We start from the raw sequence: 19,792 nt of genomic DNA, 5'->3' as shown, positions 1-19,792 counted from the left end.
AAACCAGATGTGGTGAAGTCAAAAACGGTCACCAACTGGCTGACAATGAATCGTTTTTAGAATGGAATGGTTTTGACCATCCAAAACACGGACTTAAAGAAATTTAATTTTTCAAAACAAAGAATGAACAGGTTTTTTTTACTGAATTTATGTTTCAATGCAAATTAATCCGTAAAATTTTGTAGATTAAAACTTAAAGTTGTGGAAAGAAAAATGAACAGTAACCTCCAAAATTAAAACTTAAGTTTAACACAATATGCGCTATTTCATGGAACGGGTTTCTAAATAGAAAAACCATTTGTTAACAGATAAATAGGTTGATTTATTGACAGACAATATCCTTGATTTTTTATTAGACAAGAAAAAAAGTATACAACTAGAAAGCAAAGTCAGCAACAAGAATATGGGGGTAAAGTCATCCAAAAATCATTCCTTAAACCTTTTGAAACACAAAACCTTCCCGATCGTGGGCATCGGTGCTTCGGCGGGGGGACTGGAAGCCTTGGAGCAATTTTTCGGCAATATGCCTATCGACACGGGAATGGCATTTGTGGTTGTTACCCATTTGGATCCCAATCATGTGGGCATGATGCCGGAGTTGTTGCAACGCATCACGAAGATGCGGGTGATGCAGGCCACTGACAATTTGAAAGTTCAGCAAAACGTTGTCTATGTAATCCCTCCCAACAAAAGCCTTTCGGTCCTTTCAGGTACTTTGCACTTGTTTGACCCAGTCGAGTCCCGAGGCCTTCGTTTGCCCATCGATATTTTTCTAAGGTCCTTGGCTTTGGATCGACATGAGTTGGCCATAGGGGTAATCCTTTCCGGTATGGGTTCCGATGGTAGTCTTGGGGTAAAATCAATCAAGGAAAACAATGGGATCGTACTTGTACAAGAACCCTCCTCCGCAAAATTCGATGCAATGCCGCGAAGCGCTATAGAGGCAGTAATTGTGGATATCGTGGCCCCAGCCAATGAACTCCCAGAAAGGTTGATCTCTTATAATAAATTCATCCCCATCGAAAACCCCCTTTCAGAGACGGAATCCAAAATAAAAAGCAACCTTGAAAAAATAATCATTCTCCTAAGGATACAGTCGGGACATGATTTTTCTTTATATAAAAAAAACACCTTGTTTCGAAGGATAGAAAGAAGAAAAGGTGTCCATCAGATAGACAACATTCAAACCTATGTCCGGTTTTTACAAGAAAACCCAAAGGAGGTAGAGATTCTTTTCAAGGAATTGTTGATCGGTGTGACCAGTTTTTTCAGGGATACCCCTGTTTGGGAAAAACTCAAAAACGAGATTTTACCTGACTTGATAAACAGTTTGCCTGACGACTATATCATGAGGGCCTGGATTCCTGCCTGTTCCACTGGCGAGGAAGCTTATTCATTGGCGATGATTTTTACGGAAGCGAAAGAAAAAATCAAAAAAAGAAGAACCTGTTTTTGCAGATTTTTGCAACAGATCTCGACAATGATGCCATCGATAAAGCCAGGAAGGGATTTTTTCCCGCCAATATTGTTGCCGATGTCTCTCCTGATCGAATCAATAGGTTTTTTGTAAGCGAAGGTGATGGATATCGGGTGAACAACAGCATTCGGGAAATGGTGATTTTTGCACCCCAGAATGTGATCAAGGATCCCCCTTTTACAAAATTGGATATTCTCTCCTGCCGCAACATGCTGATCTACATGGAGCCAATATTACAGAAAAAACTGATCGCATTGTTCAATTACAGCCTGAACCCGGGAGGAATCCTGGTTTTGGGAAACGCAGAAACCCTCGGTAACCAAAACGAAGGTTTTGAAGCCATTGATAACAAACTTAAAATCTATAAAAGGACAATCACAAATTCGGAAACCGAACTCTTTGATTTTCCAAGTGCTTTTTATCCAAACAAAACTGTGACAGCCGAAAAGAAAAACCAACCAAAGGTAATAGAAAACATTCAAGCACTCGCCGATCAAATCATCTTGCAAACCTATTCCCCCGCCAGTGTTTTGGTCAATAGCAAAGGCGACATTTTGTACATCACGGGTCGAACCGGTAAATACCTGGAACCGGTGGCTGGTAAAGCAAACTGGAACATCCATGCCATGGCAAGGGAAGGCTTACAGAACGAATTGCCCGGCGCTTTTCGAAAGGCAATGAATGGTTTTGAACCTGTCATTTTGGATGGGATCAAGGTCGGAACCAATGGAGGGAGACAACTCCTGAAGGTCACCATCCAACAAATAGAAAAACCGGATGCTTTGAGGGGGATGGTCATGATCGTATTTAATGATCTTCCTCCCAAGACAGAGGAGGGCGAGTCAAGCACAGACAAATCAGATCCCCATAAATCAAGCAAAAGAAAAAAGGAGGATGAACTGGAATTAAAGCGCTGCCACGATGAGATGAGGGTTCTCCGGGAGGAGATGCAGACCTCACAGGAAGAGCTTAAATCCACCAATGAGGAATTGCAATCCACCAATGAGGAACTGCAATCCACAAACGAAGAGCTCACCACTTCCAAAGAGGAAATGCAAAGCCTCAACGAAGAATTGCAGACGGTCAACATTGAATTGCAAAGCAAGGTCAGTGACTTTGTCCAAGCGGACAATGACATGAAAAACCTGCTTAACAGCACAGAGATCGCCACACTATTTCTGGATAAGAGTTTGAATATCAGAAGATACACAGATGCTGTCATCAATTTATTCAAGCTTCGCAAAACAGATATTGGAAGACCCTTCACCGATCTTGTTTCTGACTTGGAATATCCGGAAATTGGAAATCATGCGGTGGAAGTCCTCAAATCTCTAAAACCAATTGAGATGGCCTCCATCACAAAAGGTGGAAAATGGTACAATGTAAGAATAATGCCTTACAGGACCCTTGACGACCGGATCGATGGTTTGGTGATTACCTTCTCTGACATTACTATTGCAAAAAAGCTGGAAATAGAACTGAAACGTGCCAATGAAGCCTTGCATAAGGAAAAAAAAGACCACTAGTATTTTTTTATAAAATGAGCAAAGCAGTATCACGATTTAAAGCATAAGGCAATTATGAAAGATACAGGTAAAAAAACAGAATCTGAATTCCTTCGAAAGAAGGCGGAGGAATTATTAAAAACCAGCCATCCCGATATGGAGGGAACAAACTTGGACGCGAAAACCTTAAAGTTGATCCATGAACTTGAGGTGCATCAGATTGAGCTCGAATTGCAAAATGATGAACTCATACGCGCGAAGATCGATGCACAAAATGCAGCGGATAAATATATTGAATTATACGATTTTGCACCCTCGGGTTATTTTACGCTTTCTCAGGAAGGTATTATTTTGGAAGTAAACCTTTTTGGTTCGCAAATGATTGGAAAAGAGCGTTCCCGGTTAAGAAAGACACCTTTTGGCATTTATGTCTCTGAAAGCTCGAAACCGATTTTTAGGCAATTTCTTTCCAATGTTTTCAAATCTGAAGCAAAGGAGGTTTGCGAATTAACTTTATCTTCCTTCGGTAAAGCACCAGTATTTGCGTATGTCACTGGTATTCTGACTGAAAGTGGGGAGGAATGCATCCTCACAGTAGTGGATATCACCGAACAAAAAAAATTGGAATCCAGTATTCAGGACCTTTCCCTGATTGCAACCCATACGGACAATTTGGTCTTGATCACTGATGTTTACGGTCAAATCGAATATGTCAACAAAGCTTTTGAAAAATTAACCGAATTTAGCCTAGAAGAGATCAAAGGGAGAAAACCAGGTAGTTTCTTACAAGGTCCCGAAACTGATCCTGAGCATATTGCCGCCATGAGAAAAGGCATCCAAGAGTTGAAGCCTTTTACCCAGGAAATCCTCAATTATTCAAAATCCGGAAAAAAATATTGGCTGTCGGTCACCATAGACCCCATTTTCGACAGCCAGGGAGCCCTTCTAAAATTTATCGGTGTCGAATGGGACATCACTCCCCAAAAATCACTTGAAAAATCACTGAAGGAAGCCTTGGAAAGTGAAAGATATTTTTTGAGTCAGATCATGAAGACCAATATCTCGGCGGTTTTGGAGGTGAATGCAAATGGACGGATTACTTTTGCCAACAAGGCTCTTGAAAATTTAGTTGGATTGTCAGTAGACAAGGTGATTTCTCGAACCATCAATGACCCAAGATGGAAAATCACAGATCCTCAAGGCAAGCCCGTTTTGGACGATCAGCTTCCTTTCTCATTGGTAATGAAAACCGGAAAGCCTGTCAATAACATCTGCCAAAGTATCGAGAGGCCAGATGGGCAAAAAAGAATACTTCTTATCAATGCAGCCCCTTTAAATTTCGAGGATGGAAAACCAAGTTCCGTGGTTTTTTCTATTTCCGATATAACCAAAGAAATTGAAACACGCCATGCGCTAGAAGGGATCAAAAGCAAACTTGAGAGTATTTTGAATGAAATGACCGACGTAGTTTGGTCCCTAAGCCTGATTGATTATCAAATGCTTTTTGCCTCTCCATCCATTGAAAAACTTTATGGGATATCGCAGGCCGAATTCCTGAAAGACAATTCTTATTGGAAAAAATCAATACACCCTGATGACAAATCCGTGGTGGATGAAATTTATCAGGAATTGGATACTGTGGGTTCATTCGAAAAGGAATACCGGATTATCGCCAAAAACAAGGAAATAAAGTGGGTTTTGAACAGGGGAAAAGTAATCGCAGATACCGAAGGAAAACCAATAAGGCTTGACGGATATCTTACCGACATCACCGAAAAGAAAAAGAAAGAAGAAGAAATCAACAGTTATCTTCAAATTACCAAGGAACAAAATGAGCGACTTAAAAATTTTGCACACATCGTCTCCCATAACCTAAGGACCCATTCCGCCAATATCATAGGCCTGCTGGATGTTCTTAAATTCCAACATCCGGAATTTTCAGAGAACCAACTTTTTTCCATGCTTTTTCTGGCATCCGAAAATCTTGGTGAGACCTTACATAACCTTGCACAGGTAGTTGGAATGGGTTCATCGAAAGAGAATTTGATCACCATCAACCTTTCCAGAGTCATTGAAAGTGCGGTGACGAATGTTTATTCGATTGCCAAAGAGGCAAACGTAGCCATCGAAAATCAAGTAAAACCTGACACAGAAATCATGGGATTGCCAGCCTATATGGACAGTGTGATCCTCAACTTTCTCACCAATGGAATAAAATACAAAGCAGAAAATCGAAAAAGCTATGTCAAACTCTCCGCCAAAACTCAAAATGGCTATTTGGTGCTCAGCATAGAAGACAATGGTTTGGGCATTAATTTGGAAAAATATGGATCAAAACTGTTTGGGATGTACAAGACTTTCCACAATCATCCGGATGCCCGAGGAATCGGCTTATTCATCACCAAAAATCAAGTAGAGACCATGGGCGGAAAAATTGAGGTGGAAAGCCAAGTGGGTGTCGGGACAACCTTCAAAATATTTTTCAAACAAAAAGTTAAATCCAATGGTGAAAACCAGCAGAATTAACTTTTTGAAACAATGCTTTTCATCCTCAATCTGGAGACCCAAAATTGGCTCCGCCAAAAATACGGGTAAATTGTGGAAAAAGGCCAAAAGCCCATCCAAAGCACTAGGAAACTAAAATCACCTTGCCATTCCTCCCTCCTTTTTCATACTCCTTGATTGCCTCGAGAAACTCGTTCAGGGGATAAATTGCCTGAACATCCACCTTTACTTTTTCAGACAAAAGATGGGACAATACGGTCTTGAAGGCAATCTCTCTTTGCTCATGATTGATACTTTCCATGTAGGAGGTCAACCAAAAGCCTTCTATTTTTAGATTTTTGAAAATGAGGAGTCCGCTGTTCAAGGGAATATTTTCGAGACTCAGTAATCCAAAAACCATCATTTTCCCATTGTTTTTGAGGCATGCCAAGGCTTTCGCACCAAGAATTCCACCTACGGCATCAAAAACAACGGCGACCCCCTCCCCTGTTTTTTCCATAATCACTTTTTGAAGTTTTTCTTTTTCTGTATTGATCACAAGAGATGCGCCCAGCGATATCAACACTTCTTTTTGTTCCTCTCTTCTGACCGTGCAGGCCACTTTTATGCCTTTTTGGTTGGCCATCTGAATCACCAACTTCCCGAAAGCAGAAGCCCCTGCGGTGACCAAAAGCCAGTCGCCTTCTTCCAAACCACTGGTCTCCAGCATCGCATAAGCTGTAAGTGGATTGACAAAAGCCTGGCAGGCTACCGCATCCGGCAATTCCTCAGGAATTGAAATGACTGATTGTACGGGAACCGTTACATATTCCTTCCAAGTTCCCAAAGCCGTAAATATCACCTTGGTTCCCAAGGCCAAAGTTTCCTTTTCATCCATGGCATCGACTATTCCCACCGCCTCAAACCCAGCGCTACTTGGCAGTTTGGGAGTGATGCCATACATTCCCCTAATAAACATGATATCGGAGGGATTGATATTTCTTGCCGTCACCTTGATTCTTACTTCATGGGGTTTTGGCTGAGGGATATCAGTCTCCTCATATTTCAGAACTTCCTGAGGAAGCCCAACTTCATGAAAAATTACCTGCTTCATAATGCTCATTTTTTGATTATAAAATTTTGACTAATGTTTATTTTTTTTTTTATAAAAAACAAACCACAACGGCATGAAAATGAATTTTTGGATCATCCAATCCAGTCATTGACTGAAAATGATTTTGGGATACATATGAAATCCATATCAATACAATTCATCAAATTAAGGAAAAATACTCGGTATGCATAATATATTTTTGGAACGCCAATAGTCTTTAAAAAGGATATTCTTTATCTTGAGATTTGGAACAGATTTTTCTTCTTTTTTTCCCATTGGAATCGAACTTTAATTTAAAACAAATAACGGAAACCTTTAAACTATGGATTTATCAACTGTATTTTCACTGATCGGAAAGGTCGCCTTGGTCACAGGTGCAAGTAAAGGCATAGGGTTAAGCATTGCTGAAGTTTTTGCCGCGGCAGGGGCCAAAGTGGTCATTAGCAGCAGAAACCAAGAGGCTTTGGATGAAATGGCCAAGTCATTGAAGCACAGAGGCTATGAAGTTTCAGGAATTGCCTGTAATGTTGGGAATTTTGATGAATTGAAACTCCTGGTGGATAAGACGGTTGAAAGATATGGCCAAATTGACGTCCTTGTCAACAACGCAGCCACAAATCCTATTTTTGGCCCCATCCATGACACAAGTTTGGAAGCTTATGAAAAAATCATGGATGTCAACCTCAAAGCTCCCTTCCAATTGATGAAGCTTTGTTTCCCTTATTTAAGGGAATCAGCGGAAGCATCTGTCATCAACATCAGTTCGATTGGCGGCATTTCACCAGAACCGGGCTTGGGAATGTACAGTGTCAGTAAGGCAGCACTTATCTCCATGACCAAGGTTTTTGCTAAAGAATGGGGCGACCATGGGATTAGAGTCAATGCATTGTGCCCGGGATTGATCAAAACCAAATTTTCAGAAGCCCTCTGGAGCAATGACAAAATTATGCAATCCATGATCAAGCAACTCGCAATCAAACGAATCGGCACCAGTGACGAGATCGCTTCAATGGCACTGTTCTTGGCAACTTCTGCTTCCTCATACACCACGGGTGCAGTCCTGACAGCGGATGGTGGTTTTACAATTTAGCCCAATATTTAATGCAATATTCAAGCAGCTCTTCCTCAAAAAAAGTGGAAGAATTAGTACCCAAATATGATCTGTTTATTCAAAAACACCTTTTTCCGATCGAAAAAGAAATTATTTATGGATCCTTCAAGTCCAATTTGCCTAGACTCCAAGCACTAAGGGAAATCGCCAAAAAAGAGGGCCTTTTTGCTCCGCACCTTAGTCTGCATGAAGGTGGTCTTGGATTGGAATTGATGGAATTTGCAAGGATTTCGGAAGTTTTGGGAAAAAGCCCCTTGGGACATTATATATTCAATTGTCAGGCACCTGATATTGGCAACATGGAATTGCTTCATCAATTTGCCAATGAAATGCTCAAGGAAAAGTACCTCGTGCCTCTGCAACGTGGTGATATCCGCAGTTGCTTTGCCATGACCGAGCCCAACAATGCCGGTAGCAACCCGGTACATCTATCCACACGTGCCATCCTTGAAGGAAATGAGTACGTGATCAATGGGCACAAATGGTTTACTTCCTCCGCTGATGGCGCAAATTTCACGATCGTCATGGCCATTACTGACCCCGATAACCCAAATCCCTACCAAAGAGCAAGCATGCTCCTGGTGCCCTTGGATAATCCAGGCTATCAACTGGTCCGGAATATACCCATCATGGGCGATATCGGGGATGATTACATGTCACATGGAGAAGTTACCTTCACGAATTGTAGGGTTCCTTCCAGTTATTTGATCGGAAAGGAAGGGCAAGGCTTTGCTTTGGCACAAGAAAGGCTTGGTCCAGGAAGAATCCACCACTGTATGCGCTGGATCGGCATTTGTGAAAGAGCTTTGGATCTGATGTGCAGAAGGGCTTTGGACAGAGAGTTGGATCCCGGCAAACCCTTATCCTCTCAGCAGACGATCCAAAACTGGATAGCTGAAAGTGCAGCGGATATCAAGGCCTCACGCTTGTTGGTTTTGGAAACGGCTTACCAAATCCAACACTTCGGTGCAAAATCTGCAAAGGAAGATATATCCACCATCAAATTTTTTGTGTCCGAAGTAATGATGAAAATAATCGACAGGGCGATACAAGTCCATGGAGCTTTGGGTATCACCGATGATACGGTGCTTTCCTTTTGGTACCGACACGAACGTGGAGCCAAGATCTACGATGGTCCGGACGAAGTCCATAAATCAGTCTTGGCGCGTCGCATTCTAAAATCCTATTCAAAACCATGAGTACCTCCCTACCGCATGATTCTTCGAAATTGGATAATATCATTCCATTTTTAGCAGAAAAGCTGGACCTGAATCCCAGTCAAATGGCGATTGAAAGGTTTGAAGGGGGATTTTCCAATCTCACCTTTGAAATCAAAACCGATCAAGGAAACTATGTTATGCGGCGTCCGCCCTTTGGTCTTAAAATCAGCAAGGCACATGATATGGTGCGGGAGTATAGGATTTTGGAAGGATTGGAAAAAGCGGGCTATTCAAAAATTCCAAAGCCCATTCTTTGTTGCGAAGATGAGTCCATCATCGGCGCTCCATTTTTCATCATGGAAAAAGTGGATGGTTTGATCCTCAGAAATAAATTGCCAGAAGGAAAACCGCTCAGCAAAGAATTTTTCAGCAAACTTTCCAGAAACAGCATCGATGTTTTGCTGGAACTTCATCAATTGGAGCTTTCAAAATCTGGGCTGGATCAGCTTGGAAAACCGGAAGGCTATGTAGAAAGGCAAGTTTCCGGTTGGTCCGAGCGCTACTTCAACTCCCAGACTGAAGACATCCCGGAAATGAGCGCGATATCTGAATGGTTGAAAATGAATTTGCCTTCAGCGCAAAACATCGGATTTATCCACAATGATTACAAATATGACAATCTTGTACTCGGAGGTCCTGAGAATCCCGGAATCAGGGCGGTTTTGGATTGGGAAATGGCTACGGTTGGTGATCCATTGATGGATTTGGGTACCACTTTGGCCTATTGGGCAGAAGAAGGTGATCCGGAAATCCTTAAAATGTTCAACCTCAGCTATCCTTCCGGGAATTTCACCAAGGCTGAGGTGATTGCCTATTATGCCTCAAAGAGCAACTTGGATCTTGAGCACATTCTTTTCTATTATATTTTTGGTGTTTTTAAAGTGGGGGTAATTGCCCAACAAATCTATAAGCGTTTTCAAATGGGATTTGCGAGGGACCCAAGATTTTCAGCTTTGATCCATGTGGTCAAGGCCTGTGGAAAAACCGCTTGGACCAGCATTCAAACCAATACAATCTAAACCATGGAAATACAAAAAGTATGCATTCTCGGTGCCGGTAACCTCGGAAGCAGGGTTGCCCTGCAATCCGCCATTTCTGGTTATCAAGTGACAGTATATGACATCGATCCCAATGCATTTGAAAATGCTAAAAAAACAATGTCCAAAATACTTTACCAACTTGAAAAGGAAGGCATAGTCACCAAGGAGGATTCAACCGATTCCATGAATAGAATTCACTTCACATTAGACGCACAAGAAGCGGTAAATGAAGCAGATATTATCAATGAAAGTGTGCTTGAGGATGTGGAAATCAAGCAAAAAGTATGGACTCAATTTGGAGAAATTGCCCCTGAAAAAACCATTTTCACCACCAATACTTCCTACCTGCTTCCTTCTATGTTTGCTTCATTTACAGGCAGGCCAGAGAAATTTTGTGCACTCCATTTTCATGATGTTTTTTATTCCCGGGTGGTGGACATCATGCCTCATTTGGGAACAGACCCTACCTTAATTCCCCTTTTGGAAGAATTCGGAAAATCCCTGAACCAAGTGCCGGTATTGGTCAAAAAGGAAAATCATGGCTATATATTCAATTCCATGCTGATGGCCTTTGTGGGTGCTGCCGGTAAACTCCTGACGAATGATGTGGCGAATATTTCCGATATCGATAAATCTTGGATGGTGAACTTCCACATGCCGATGGGTCCATTTGGGATATTGGATAGTGTTGGATTGGATACTGCCTGGCATGTGACACGGAATATGCCAGACAAATCCTCACAAGCCTTTGCGGCATTGTTGAAAACGTATATCGATGCAGGAAAATTGGGCGAAAAATCCGGTGAGGGATTTTATTCTTATCCAAAACCGTCCTATAGAGATGCGGATTTTCTTAGATAAATCCTTTTTTTGGATTAGATTCGTGGCTATCTGAAATCTTAGCCCAAATTTCATTTGTCACCCAACTTCCAAACCCTAAGCCTCTCCGTTTTCTTTGCGATAGGACTTTTCCTGTTTGCAAACCAAAATGGATACAGTCAAATGTTGCTTCAAGATGACGCCGGGTCTTCCCCGGTTTCCATCTTTGAATTTTCCAAAATCGCCAATGTTGGAAATGAGGAATTGTCTCTCAGCGAATTGCTGGACAAGGAAAGTAGCTTAGAATTTCAACCCATTCAAGGTGCCAACACCAATTTGGGATTTACGACCGATAAATATTGGCTTAAATTTTCCTTTCACAACGAAAGTGATGAAGATCTTCAATTTTATTTGGAAACCGGCAGACCCATCACGGACAAGGTGGATTTGTACTTTATTTCCACCACGGGAGATACGGTACAAATGAAAAACGGGGACCTCATTCCATTCAAAGAAAGGAGTTTCCCCCACCGGAAAATCATTTTTCCAATTTCCTTGGCGCCGGGAAATCAATATACCTACTACTTGCATTATCAGAGTGATGGTGAAGTCATCAACCTTCCTCTTCAACTCCATACCAAAACCAGCCTGATTTTAAGTGCCTATTTTGATCAACTCATATTTGGGATTTTTTATGGCGTATTGGTTTTGGCAGGGGTCATCTATTTATTCTTTTATTTCGGCATAAAGGAAAAAAGTTTTCTTCTTTATGTGGCATATGTAATTTCTGTCGCATTGTTGCACTTGGCGCTGGATGGTTTTTTTTTCCAATACTTCGCGCCTGGTGCGGGATGGTTTTCCAGGCATTCTGTACTGATTTTCGCAACCTTATCAGCTTTGGCTTTTGGGAGATACACCCAAACCTACCTAAAGGCAAAAGAAATTAGCACTAAACTCAACACCGCTTTCAATGGACTATCCATTGCCTTGATTTTATTGTTGGCGTCCATTTTCTTCATAGAAAAGGGATTGGCACTGTATTACCCAATCGTCAATATTCTTGGATTCATCCTTTTGTTCCTGATTGTGTATTCCCTCCTTTTGGGATATTGGACTAAAAAGGCACCGGACATTTTCTTCAGCATCGGCATACTCTGTTTCTTCCTGGGATTTCTTGTGTTTCTACTCAATAATTTCAGTGCAATTCCGAATTCCTTTCTTACCGAAAACAGTTCGAAATTGGGCACTGGAATGGAAATTGTATTTCTTTCTCTTTCGATGGCCAACAGAATAAGACTTTTGAAATCCGAAAAGGAAAAAATTCAAGAAGTAGCCTTGTTTAGGGCGCAGGAATCAAATCAGATCAAAACTTTCTTCCTTTCCAACATCAGCCATGAACTCCGTACCCCTCTCAATGCAATAATTGGCTTGTCCAGATCGATCCAGGAGAGTACAATGAGCGAGAATGTAAAAGAAGACCTTCAAGTAATTCAATACTCTTCCCTTGGTCTTCTCGGGGCCATTGACGATATCCTAGACTTCTCCAAAATCGAAAAAAAGGAGCTGAAACTGGAAATTAAGTCTTTTGATTTCTATAAACTCCTGCGCGAGATAAAATCGAATTATGAGAAACAATGCAGGGACAAAGGATTGACCTTCATCTTTGAGGAATCCAATAATTTGCCTAAAACCCTGATTGGGGACCTGGCCAGAACCCGGCAAATCATTCAAAACATTCTCAACAACGCCATAAAGTTTACGGCCTCAGGGGAAGTTAAAATGAAGATTCTTTCAAGTGTAACCTCCGAAAAATCGGTTAATCTCCAAGTGGAAATCTCAGACACTGGTATTGGGATAAAAAAAGAAAAGCTGGACAGTATTTTTGAATCTTTTATTCAGGGCCAATTAGATGACAAACGAGAGTTCGGTGGTTTTGGCTTGGGCCTTTGCATTGTTCATAATTTGGTGGAGCTGCATGGCGGTAAGGTATCCCTGGAAAGTGAGGAGGAAAAAGGAACAAGGGTAAGCCTGGAAATCCCTTATGATCTACCATATCCATTGCTTGAAAAAACATTGGCAAAGACCCCTGAAAAAGAGATTTTGGAACTGGAAGAAAAATTGATCTTGGTGGTGGAAGACAATCCTGTCAATCAATTGGTGATGAAATCCACGCTTCGGAAATGGAAACATTTCCCCTTTGAAATCGTCGGCAATGGCTTGGAGTGTTTAGAGAAAATAAAAACCCATAAATTCGACCTGATTTTGATGGATCTTCAAATGCCTGTAATGGATGGATATGAGGCTACCCTGGCGATCCGAAAAGGGGAATGTGGGGAAAAGATGATCAATATCCCGATTATCGCGGTGACCGCTGATGCAACAGACCGGGCAAAGAGGAAAGTTATGGAGGTGGGAATGGATGAATACATCTCCAAACCCTTGGATAAAGATGAGCTCTACACCAAGATCAATGCCTGCCTAAAAGCCAAGGAAGTCGCTTTGACAGAAACCGGAAATAGATAATCTAATCCTTAAACCTAAACTTGAGGTACTTGATCTTTTCTCCCTTGTCACTGAAGATCTTCTCGTATTTTGTTTTGATCCCAAAATGTTCGTCTCTCCATTCGGATTGGTCAAAATCCGAGGTTTCTGCTAAAATTTCACAGTCCTCTCTTTCCGACACGATGCCAAGGGTATAGTCAAAAAGTGGCGTATTGTCGGTTTTGAAATGAACAATCCCCTCTTTTTTCAAAATGGATTTATACATCTCCAAAAATTTTGGATAGGTAAGCCGTCGTTTTTCATCACCCTCTCTTACATAGGGATCGGGAAAAGTGATCCATATTTCACTCAACTCATCTTTCTCAAAATATTTGTCCAAAAGTTGAATTTGTGCCCTCAGAAATGCAACATTTTCCAATCCCTGCTCAATTGCGATTTTGCTCCCTTTCCATAAACGGGATCCTTTGATATCGACCCCGATAAAATTTAAGTCTGGATATACAGCTGCCAAACCAACTGAAAATTCACCTCTCCCACAGGCCAATTCCACCACGATGGGATTGTTGTTTTCAAATTGATCGGAACCCCAATTGCCTTTGATATTATCAAAAATTTCCTTTCCGGGCTGGACTACATTTTTGTTGTCTAGGTTTTCCCGGTATCTCTGAAGCTTATTCCTACTCATTTTATAAATCGTTGACTTCGGCGACCACAAAGGTACTGCCTCCTATAAATATCAAATCATTTTTATTGGCCCTTGCTTTGGCGATTCCAATCGCCTCATTTACATCGTTTACGACCTTTCCGATCAATCCCTGCTTCGTTGCATGTTCATAAAGGACATCTGCAGGCATCGCCCTTGGAATCTTGGCTTGGCAAAAAAAGTATTCAGCCTTTTTGGGCAAGAGCGAAAGCACTTTGGAAACATCTTTGTCATTTACCATACCTATCACCATAAACAAATGATCATAAGGGACTTCAGCGATTTGCTCAACAATGTACTTGATGCCATCTTCGTTGTGTCCCGTGTCGCAAATCACCCTAGGATGCTCCTGAATCGTCTGCCATCTACCCTTCAACCCCGTATTTTCAACAATATTCCTTAGGCCGTTTTTGACATGAATTTCTTCAATGGAAATGCCCATGTTCTGGAGTACATCAGTGGCTTTCAAAATACCTGCAAGATTCTTGGCCTGGTAATTCCCATGGAGATCCATTTCAAGGAATTCAGGTTTTCCATCCTTTAAAACCTTAAACAAACTATTGATGTTTATAGGGCTATCTTTTTGTTTTTCAACATGATAAAAATCTTCCGAAAAATACAATGGGGCGGTCATGGCCTTTGCCTTTTCAATGAAAACGGGGCTGGTTTCCTCTTGTCTTTGGCTAATGACCACGGGCACATTTTCCTTGATGATACCGGCTTTTTCACCAGCAATTTCAGGGAGTGTGTTTCCTAAAAATTGCATATGGTCATACCCAATGTTGGTGATCAAACAGAGTATGGGATGGATGATGTTGGTGCTGTCAAACCTTCCACCCATGCCTACCTCCACAACCGCATAGTCAATTTTCTCTTTGGCAAAATGCCAAAAGGCCATACCGACGGTCATCTCAAAAAAACTTGGCTGTTTTTCCTCAAAAAATTGTTTGTTTTTTGCCACAAACTCCACCACTTCTTCTTCAGGAATTTCATTTCCATTGATCTTGATCCGTTCTGTGAATGATTTGAGGTGCGGAGAAGTATACAAACCAACCTTAAAGCCGGCTTCTTGGAGAATGGAAGCAATGGCATGGGATGAACTCCCCTTGCCATTGGTACCTGCGATATGGATGCTCCTGAATTGATTCTGAGGATTCCCCAAAAGGTCACACAGAGCAAGTGTATTGCTCAAGTCTTTTTTGAAAGCTGCTCCACCTATGCGTTGAAACATGGGCAAAGCATTGAACAAGTAGTCCAAGGTTTGGGGATAATCCATTCCGTTAATCTACTTTGATGACAAAAGTGATTTTACCCGATGAGTATTCTGCAGTTGGGTTACCGCTTTGACGTTTAAAAGTAACTTGGTTTACGACCGTCCTGTAATATGCCAAAACCTCATTGGAAACATTGTATTCCAAGGGAATGGCTTGAACAATCTTTCCATTGTCATCCACGGTGATTTTGAAAACAATTCTTCCTGTTCGGGTGGAAACATTGTCGTTGATACTGGGTCGGGAAGCAAAATCCCATCCTGCCAAATCTAGATTATAGCCTGCTCCAGGACCTGGTTTGCCTTCTCCTGTACCTCCTGGCCCCATCAAGCCACGACCATCGATCGTACCTTGAGGCTTGCCTTCATCGCCTTTTTGGGTAGAAGAACCTTGGGCACTTCCTGCCGCAGGTTGGGTGCTTTTGCCAGTAGTGCCGCCACCTCCAAAAATGGCTCTTTGATCTACTTTTGGTTTTTCCTCCGCTTTAGTAGCTGTTTTCGCAGCCTCACTGGTAGCTGGAGTGGTTACGGGTGTGGGTGTTTCTTTTTTTACGGGACTTGGCTCCTTTGTCGCTGTGTTTGCTTTTTCTGCTCCTTTTATCGGGCTTGCCGTTTTGGATTTTGCCTCATAGGTTGTCTTGGCCGGAGTGCTTTTGGGCTTGGCGGCTTCGGTTTTCGGTTGGGCTACCGGCACAGCGGTTTCAACGGGTGTGGGTGCAGGATCTCCAGGTGCTGGAGCCTCAGTATTGGTGGATTGCACAGCAGATGGAGGAGCGGTAGTGGGTGTACTGCCGCTTCCCAGGTCTGAAAAACCAAGATTAAGTTCCAATCCAAACTGAGGGAGTGGCGGAATGGGTTGCTTCCAAACCACCAAGAAATAGATCGCCACCAAGACCAACACGTTGATCACGGTAGTAATTATCCAGGCTTTCCTCCTGTTGTCGTTTTCTTCCTTATTTGATTCCCAAACTTGCATCAAATGTTATTTAAATGGTTTTGTTGCAATGGACACGTTCGCCTCTAAACCGGCTGCAATTCCTCCAATTTCAACAAGGTATTCCACCGGAACTTCCTTGTCAATATGCAAGACCACTTGCCCTTTCTTTCCTGCCAGTAAGACCGCCAATTCACTTTTGATGGCATCCCTGCCGACTACTTTGTCATTAACGGAAAAACGCAAGTCTTTGGTTACCGTCACGGTCACTTCTTGCATGATAATGTCCGAGGCCTCACTTGAAGGAAGGTTTATAGGCAAGCCAGATGGGGTAATGAATGAAGAAGTCAGCATGAAGAAAATCAACAACAGAAAGATGATGTCTGTCATTGATGACATACTGAAGCTTGATTCTATTTTATTCTTGGATTGAAGTGCCATTTTATTTGTCTTGTAACATGTCCAAAAACTCTATGGTGGTATATTCCATGCTATGGATGAGTTTCGATACTTGGGAAACCAAGTAATTGTAACCCAAATAGGCAATAATACCTACGACCAATCCGGCCGCCGTCGTGATCATGGCCTCATAAATACCCGTAGAAAGGAGTTTGGGGGAAACCATCCCTTCTTCCTGTGCTACCCCGATAAATGCCCTGATCATCCCCGCAACTGTACCCAAGAAGCCGATCATAGGCGCTGCCCCGGATACGGTAGCCAATAGATTCAGATTTTTCTCCAGTTTGTAAATCTCGATTTTACCAACGTTTTCTATGGCTACCTCAATGTTTTTCAATGGGCTACCAATCCTTTCAAGACCTTTTGAAATCATGTTTGCCACGGGCGTATTTTCTCCCTGGCACAGGAATTTTGCATTGTCTACTTTTCCGCTTTGGACCAGTATCTTGGTTTGATCCATGAGATGTTTGGGTGATTTGGCGGCATTCCTAAGGGTGATCAAGCGCTCCACAAAAATGTAGACCGCCAACACGAACAGCGCATAGAGCGGAATCATCATGTATCCACCTTTGATCAATAAATCCAGGAGACCAATATCTCCTTTGGAGCCGTCCATCATGGACAGGCTATCCACGACCATTTCATTGTCAGTGGAAAGTGTTTGCAGTAGCATCATATTAATATTTCAAAATCCATAAAGATTCATCAAATTCCATTTTGGCTTTTTCTAAGGCCTCGGTGGCAGATTGGAAGTAATCATACTTTCCAACGGATATTCTGTAATTTCTAGTATCACCGGTGGGTGAAATCAACCAAACGGTAGCGCCTTTGGCCAATAATTTCTGGGCTTCTTCCCTTGCAAGCCGCTCGTTTGGCAAACTTCCAGCGATAATGTGAAAACTAGACCTTTGGCCTTTTTCAGTGATCAGAATGATTTCGCCTGCTTTGATCTCCTCTACAGGAGCATCTAAGACCTCAAGGGCTGGTGCCGTATCAAATTCTTCATCCTTCACGTCCTCTTCTTCCAACAAAATGGAAGGCTCCTCCACAACAACTATCTCTTCTGTGATCGAGGGTGTTTCGCGTTCTTGCTGATCCGGGAGAAAGTACAAGAAATATGCCATTGCCATCATTAGGATGACCATGAACAAAATAAGAAACAACAATACCGGTGTCTGGCTTTTCTTCTTCTTTTCCAAAGAGACCATCGGTCTGGAAATAACTTTTTCGGGTCTCTTGATTTCTATCGGATTGGCTTCCTCTGTAGAGATTTCTGCAATTGGCACCATTGCTTCCAATGTTGGTTCATCCAATATCGGGCGCACGGGAACTACCTCCACGAATGGAAAACCGTAGTCTTTTCCTTTTGCCCTCTCTTTGTTTTCTGAATCCATTTTTGCCTTAATTTTTTCCCTAATCAACCTGCAAACCTAAGACAATTGCACCAATTCCCCAATAATATGAGGGTGTATGATTTGGCCCTTTTTTAGAATTTAAAGGTAGCACCCAAAATCCCTTGAATTCCCCTCACAGGATAATTCATAAACCTCTGGTTATTCCGGTTAAGCAGGTTGTTCCCCACCACAAAGGCGGATATCCTATCGGTGATCTGGTAATCCGCTTTTAATTGAATGTCAATAATTGCTGGAAGATCCATTCCTGTATCTGTCTGAAAATTGTAGCCTTGAATTCCTCCCATGAGATTGGCATTTGCCTGAATCAACCATTTTTCGGTAGGATGAAAATTGTTGTTGATAGAAACTTCCCACTCAGGTCTCTGGTATGGAATGGAAAGGCTACCCAAAGTATATTGGTAATAATCGATTCCAGCCAATAGTCTGTACCAACCTTGGTACTCCCATCCTACTTTTGCGCCATAGTTGATAACCCGAGTATCGGTGTCATACAATAAATTGAACCGCAGGCTATCTGCGGCACTGTTGGCGAAGAAATGCATGTTTTGGTATTTTCCTACCTTCACTCCTGCTTCATAGGTAAATTCGCCATTGAGAACACCCTTCACACCCGCCTTTACCTGAAAGTTTTGAATAGTGTTCAACAGCTGGGTGCTGGGGCCCAAAAATGGGTTTTCCATCACAAAATCATAATAGGTGTTCCTGAGCACATCTCCCTCAAAACCTGCATAAACGCCGAATTCATCCTTTAACATGTAGGACCCCAAAAGCGAGGGGAATACATGGAAATCTGCTTTTTTGTTTTCCGTTATGTCATTTTCAAAAACGATATTGGCACCTGCGTGTATCTTAAGCCCATCATATTTGTATTCTACAAAAGGGTTGATTTTAAAATAATTGCGGCTGATACTGCCATAAAAAACATCCTTTGGGCTGGTCAAGGACAATGCTGTATTGACCTTTGTCTTCAGTTTGTCATTGAACCAATATTCCGCATTTCCTTTGATCGCAAATTCGTTTTCAGAAGCCTGATAATTGTCATTGAAGATCCTGGCGCTCATCGAAACATTGTAATTCAAAGGCGCCATTTTTTCGATGTTCTGAATGCCGGCATTCAACTTGAACGTGTTGAGCGTGTTTTGATTTGGAATATAGTTTTCCAAATTCGGATTTTCCGGATTGTAACCGTAGAAATTGTATTTGTCCCTATTGTAATCCACCCCTCCGTAAAGTTGGAAATAATCCTTGAAGAGACTTCCGTCCACACCAAACTGCGTATGGGTTTCTGCAGAATTCTTCCCCCCTACTGGACCGGTGTAAAATCCTTCATGCTTCACCTTGACGCCATAATTGTAATCCCCTTCTTCCCAGTTGTTGTACCGGATTTCCGCAAGTGGAGAACTGTAGTTTCCGAACCCAAACCTCGCAAAACCTGGATAGAGCTCCTCATTGCTTTTCGGGAATTGTTTCTGGGCAGCCTCTGGTTTGATATCCGTGGGAGGTATATTCAGAAAAAAGGATTTGACGTCAAACTGAAAAGTTGAAGTGCTTTTTGCTGTCGGCAAAACCGGAATGCGTTCAAAGTTCCGCGCTTGCTTGGGCAGTGTCAGCACCCTGTCTTTTCGAATGATAAACTCCTGATCTTGCACTTCTCCCCTTTGCTGAGCCTGAGTCACTAGCGCCAATCCGGAAAATCCAATCAGCAGTATATATTTTAAAACGATCGTATTGTTCATTTT

General features: G+C 42.1%; 16 protein-coding genes. 8 read left to right on the top strand and 8 right to left on the bottom strand.

From position 1 onward, the window contains the following. Positions 1–442 precede the first annotated feature (442 nt). Genes Q7J63_RS15045 through Q7J63_RS15035 form a run of 3 tightly spaced genes read left to right on the top strand, consistent with a single transcriptional unit; the run spans position 443 to position 5,508 of the window. Positions 443–1,570 carry a chemotaxis protein CheB gene (locus Q7J63_RS15045; RefSeq protein ID WP_304887297.1) on the top strand — a complete coding sequence of 376 codons (1,128 nt, stop codon included), beginning with the start codon at positions 443–445 and terminating at the stop codon, positions 1,568–1,570. Beyond that, the gene (locus Q7J63_RS15040; protein ID WP_304887296.1) at positions 1,453–3,003 is read left to right on the top strand and encodes a CheR family methyltransferase; all 1,551 of its coding nucleotides are present in this window, start codon (positions 1,453–1,455) and stop codon (positions 3,001–3,003) included. Before Q7J63_RS15045 ends, Q7J63_RS15040 begins: the two co-directional genes overlap by 118 nt. A gap of 54 nt (positions 3,004–3,057) precedes the next feature. After that, on the top strand, positions 3,058–5,508 hold the full coding sequence (locus Q7J63_RS15035; RefSeq protein WP_304887294.1) for a PAS domain-containing sensor histidine kinase: 2,451 nt from the start codon (positions 3,058–3,060) through the stop codon (positions 5,506–5,508). A gap of 103 nt (positions 5,509–5,611) precedes the next feature. On the opposite strand, the gene Q7J63_RS15030 is transcribed toward Q7J63_RS15035, so the two are convergent. Beyond that, entirely contained in the window at positions 5,612–6,580 is a 969-nt protein-coding gene (locus Q7J63_RS15030) for a zinc-dependent alcohol dehydrogenase family protein (RefSeq protein WP_304887292.1), read from the bottom strand. Positions 6,581–6,902: 322 nt separating this feature from the next. Between Q7J63_RS15030 and Q7J63_RS15025 the strand changes: the two genes are divergently transcribed. From Q7J63_RS15025 to Q7J63_RS15005, 5 genes are all read left to right on the top strand, one after another. Continuing rightward, a complete protein-coding gene (locus tag Q7J63_RS15025) occupies positions 6,903–7,670 on the top strand; it encodes an SDR family NAD(P)-dependent oxidoreductase (protein ID WP_304887290.1) in 768 nt (255 codons plus the stop codon). Positions 7,671–7,681: 11 nt separating this feature from the next. Then, positions 7,682–8,890 (top strand): acyl-CoA dehydrogenase family protein, encoded by a 1,209-nt coding sequence (locus tag Q7J63_RS15020; protein ID WP_304887288.1) that lies wholly within the window; start codon positions 7,682–7,684, stop codon positions 8,888–8,890. After that, positions 8,887–9,930: a phosphotransferase family protein gene (locus Q7J63_RS15015; protein ID WP_304887286.1), complete on the top strand. Its 1,044-nt coding sequence runs from the start codon at positions 8,887–8,889 to the stop codon at positions 9,928–9,930. The genes Q7J63_RS15020 and Q7J63_RS15015 overlap by 4 nt, the downstream gene beginning before the upstream one ends. 3 nt (positions 9,931–9,933) lie before the next feature. Continuing rightward, entirely contained in the window at positions 9,934–10,812 is an 879-nt protein-coding gene (locus Q7J63_RS15010) for a 3-hydroxyacyl-CoA dehydrogenase (protein WP_304887284.1), read from the top strand. A gap of 141 nt (positions 10,813–10,953) precedes the next feature. Then, the gene (locus Q7J63_RS15005; RefSeq protein ID WP_304887282.1) at positions 10,954–13,293 is read left to right on the top strand and encodes a hybrid sensor histidine kinase/response regulator; all 2,340 of its coding nucleotides are present in this window, start codon (positions 10,954–10,956) and stop codon (positions 13,291–13,293) included. A 1-nt stretch (position 13,294) separates the two neighbouring features. On the opposite strand, the gene trmB is transcribed toward Q7J63_RS15005, so the two are convergent. From trmB to Q7J63_RS14970, 7 genes are all read right to left on the bottom strand, one after another. Continuing rightward, positions 13,295–13,957, bottom strand: coding sequence for a tRNA (guanosine(46)-N7)-methyltransferase TrmB (gene trmB, locus Q7J63_RS15000; protein ID WP_019600066.1), 663 nt, complete (start codon positions 13,955–13,957; stop codon positions 13,295–13,297). A gap of 1 nt (position 13,958) precedes the next feature. Continuing rightward, positions 13,959–15,251: a folylpolyglutamate synthase/dihydrofolate synthase family protein gene (locus Q7J63_RS14995; protein WP_304887279.1), complete on the bottom strand. Its 1,293-nt coding sequence runs from the start codon at positions 15,249–15,251 to the stop codon at positions 13,959–13,961. 4 nt (positions 15,252–15,255) lie between these two features. After that, entirely contained in the window at positions 15,256–16,221 is a 966-nt protein-coding gene (locus Q7J63_RS14990) for an energy transducer TonB (protein ID WP_304887277.1), read from the bottom strand. A gap of 6 nt (positions 16,222–16,227) precedes the next feature. Then, the gene (locus tag Q7J63_RS14985; protein ID WP_026333853.1) at positions 16,228–16,620 is read right to left on the bottom strand and encodes a biopolymer transporter ExbD; all 393 of its coding nucleotides are present in this window, start codon (positions 16,618–16,620) and stop codon (positions 16,228–16,230) included. A 1-nt stretch (position 16,621) separates the two neighbouring features. Next, entirely contained in the window at positions 16,622–17,314 is a 693-nt protein-coding gene (locus tag Q7J63_RS14980) for a MotA/TolQ/ExbB proton channel family protein (protein WP_019600071.1), read from the bottom strand. 1 nt (position 17,315) lies between these two features. Beyond that, positions 17,316–18,032, bottom strand: a complete 717-nt coding sequence (locus tag Q7J63_RS14975; protein ID WP_304887274.1) for an SPOR domain-containing protein — start codon at positions 18,030–18,032, stop codon at positions 17,316–17,318. Positions 18,033–18,124: 92 nt separating this feature from the next. After that, entirely contained in the window at positions 18,125–19,789 is a 1,665-nt protein-coding gene (locus Q7J63_RS14970) for a TonB-dependent receptor (RefSeq protein WP_236613182.1), read from the bottom strand. Positions 19,790–19,792: the final 3 nt, after the last annotated feature.

The organism is Rhodonellum sp. (assembly GCF_030656585.1).
Classification (GTDB): domain Bacteria; phylum Bacteroidota; class Bacteroidia; order Cytophagales; family Cyclobacteriaceae; genus Rhodonellum; species Rhodonellum psychrophilum.
The sequence above is the reverse complement of the archived record's forward strand: the minus strand, read 5'-3'. Positions and strand labels throughout refer to the sequence as shown.

What these genes read in the sequence shown, in the direction of transcription:
- Q7J63_RS15035 (WP_304887294.1), top strand. Translation starts at nt 3,058, where the DNA reads ATGAAAGATACAGGTAAAAAAACAGAATCTGAATTCCTTCGAAAGAAG.
- Q7J63_RS15030 (WP_304887292.1), bottom strand. Translation starts at nt 6,580, where the DNA reads ATGAAGCAGGTAATTTTTCATGAAGTTGGGCTTCCTCAGGAAGTTCTG.
- Q7J63_RS15025 (WP_304887290.1), top strand. Translation starts at nt 6,903, where the DNA reads ATGGATTTATCAACTGTATTTTCACTGATCGGAAAGGTCGCCTTGGTC.
- Q7J63_RS15020 (WP_304887288.1), top strand. Translation starts at nt 7,682, where the DNA reads ATGCAATATTCAAGCAGCTCTTCCTCAAAAAAAGTGGAAGAATTAGTA.
- Q7J63_RS15015 (WP_304887286.1), top strand. Translation starts at nt 8,887, where the DNA reads ATGAGTACCTCCCTACCGCATGATTCTTCGAAATTGGATAATATCATT.
- Q7J63_RS15010 (WP_304887284.1), top strand. Translation starts at nt 9,934, where the DNA reads ATGGAAATACAAAAAGTATGCATTCTCGGTGCCGGTAACCTCGGAAGC.
- Q7J63_RS15005 (WP_304887282.1), top strand. Translation starts at nt 10,954, where the DNA reads ATGTTGCTTCAAGATGACGCCGGGTCTTCCCCGGTTTCCATCTTTGAA.
- trmB (WP_019600066.1), bottom strand. Translation starts at nt 13,957, where the DNA reads ATGAGTAGGAATAAGCTTCAGAGATACCGGGAAAACCTAGACAACAAA.
- Q7J63_RS14995 (WP_304887279.1), bottom strand. Translation starts at nt 15,251, where the DNA reads ATGGATTATCCCCAAACCTTGGACTACTTGTTCAATGCTTTGCCCATG.
- Q7J63_RS14990 (WP_304887277.1), bottom strand. Translation starts at nt 16,221, where the DNA reads ATGCAAGTTTGGGAATCAAATAAGGAAGAAAACGACAACAGGAGGAAA.
- Q7J63_RS14985 (WP_026333853.1), bottom strand. Translation starts at nt 16,620, where the DNA reads ATGGCACTTCAATCCAAGAATAAAATAGAATCAAGCTTCAGTATGTCA.
- Q7J63_RS14980 (WP_019600071.1), bottom strand. Translation starts at nt 17,314, where the DNA reads ATGATGCTACTGCAAACACTTTCCACTGACAATGAAATGGTCGTGGAT.
- Q7J63_RS14975 (WP_304887274.1), bottom strand. Translation starts at nt 18,032, where the DNA reads ATGGATTCAGAAAACAAAGAGAGGGCAAAAGGAAAAGACTACGGTTTT.
- Q7J63_RS14970 (WP_236613182.1), bottom strand. Translation starts at nt 19,789, where the DNA reads ATGAACAATACGATCGTTTTAAAATATATACTGCTGATTGGATTTTCC.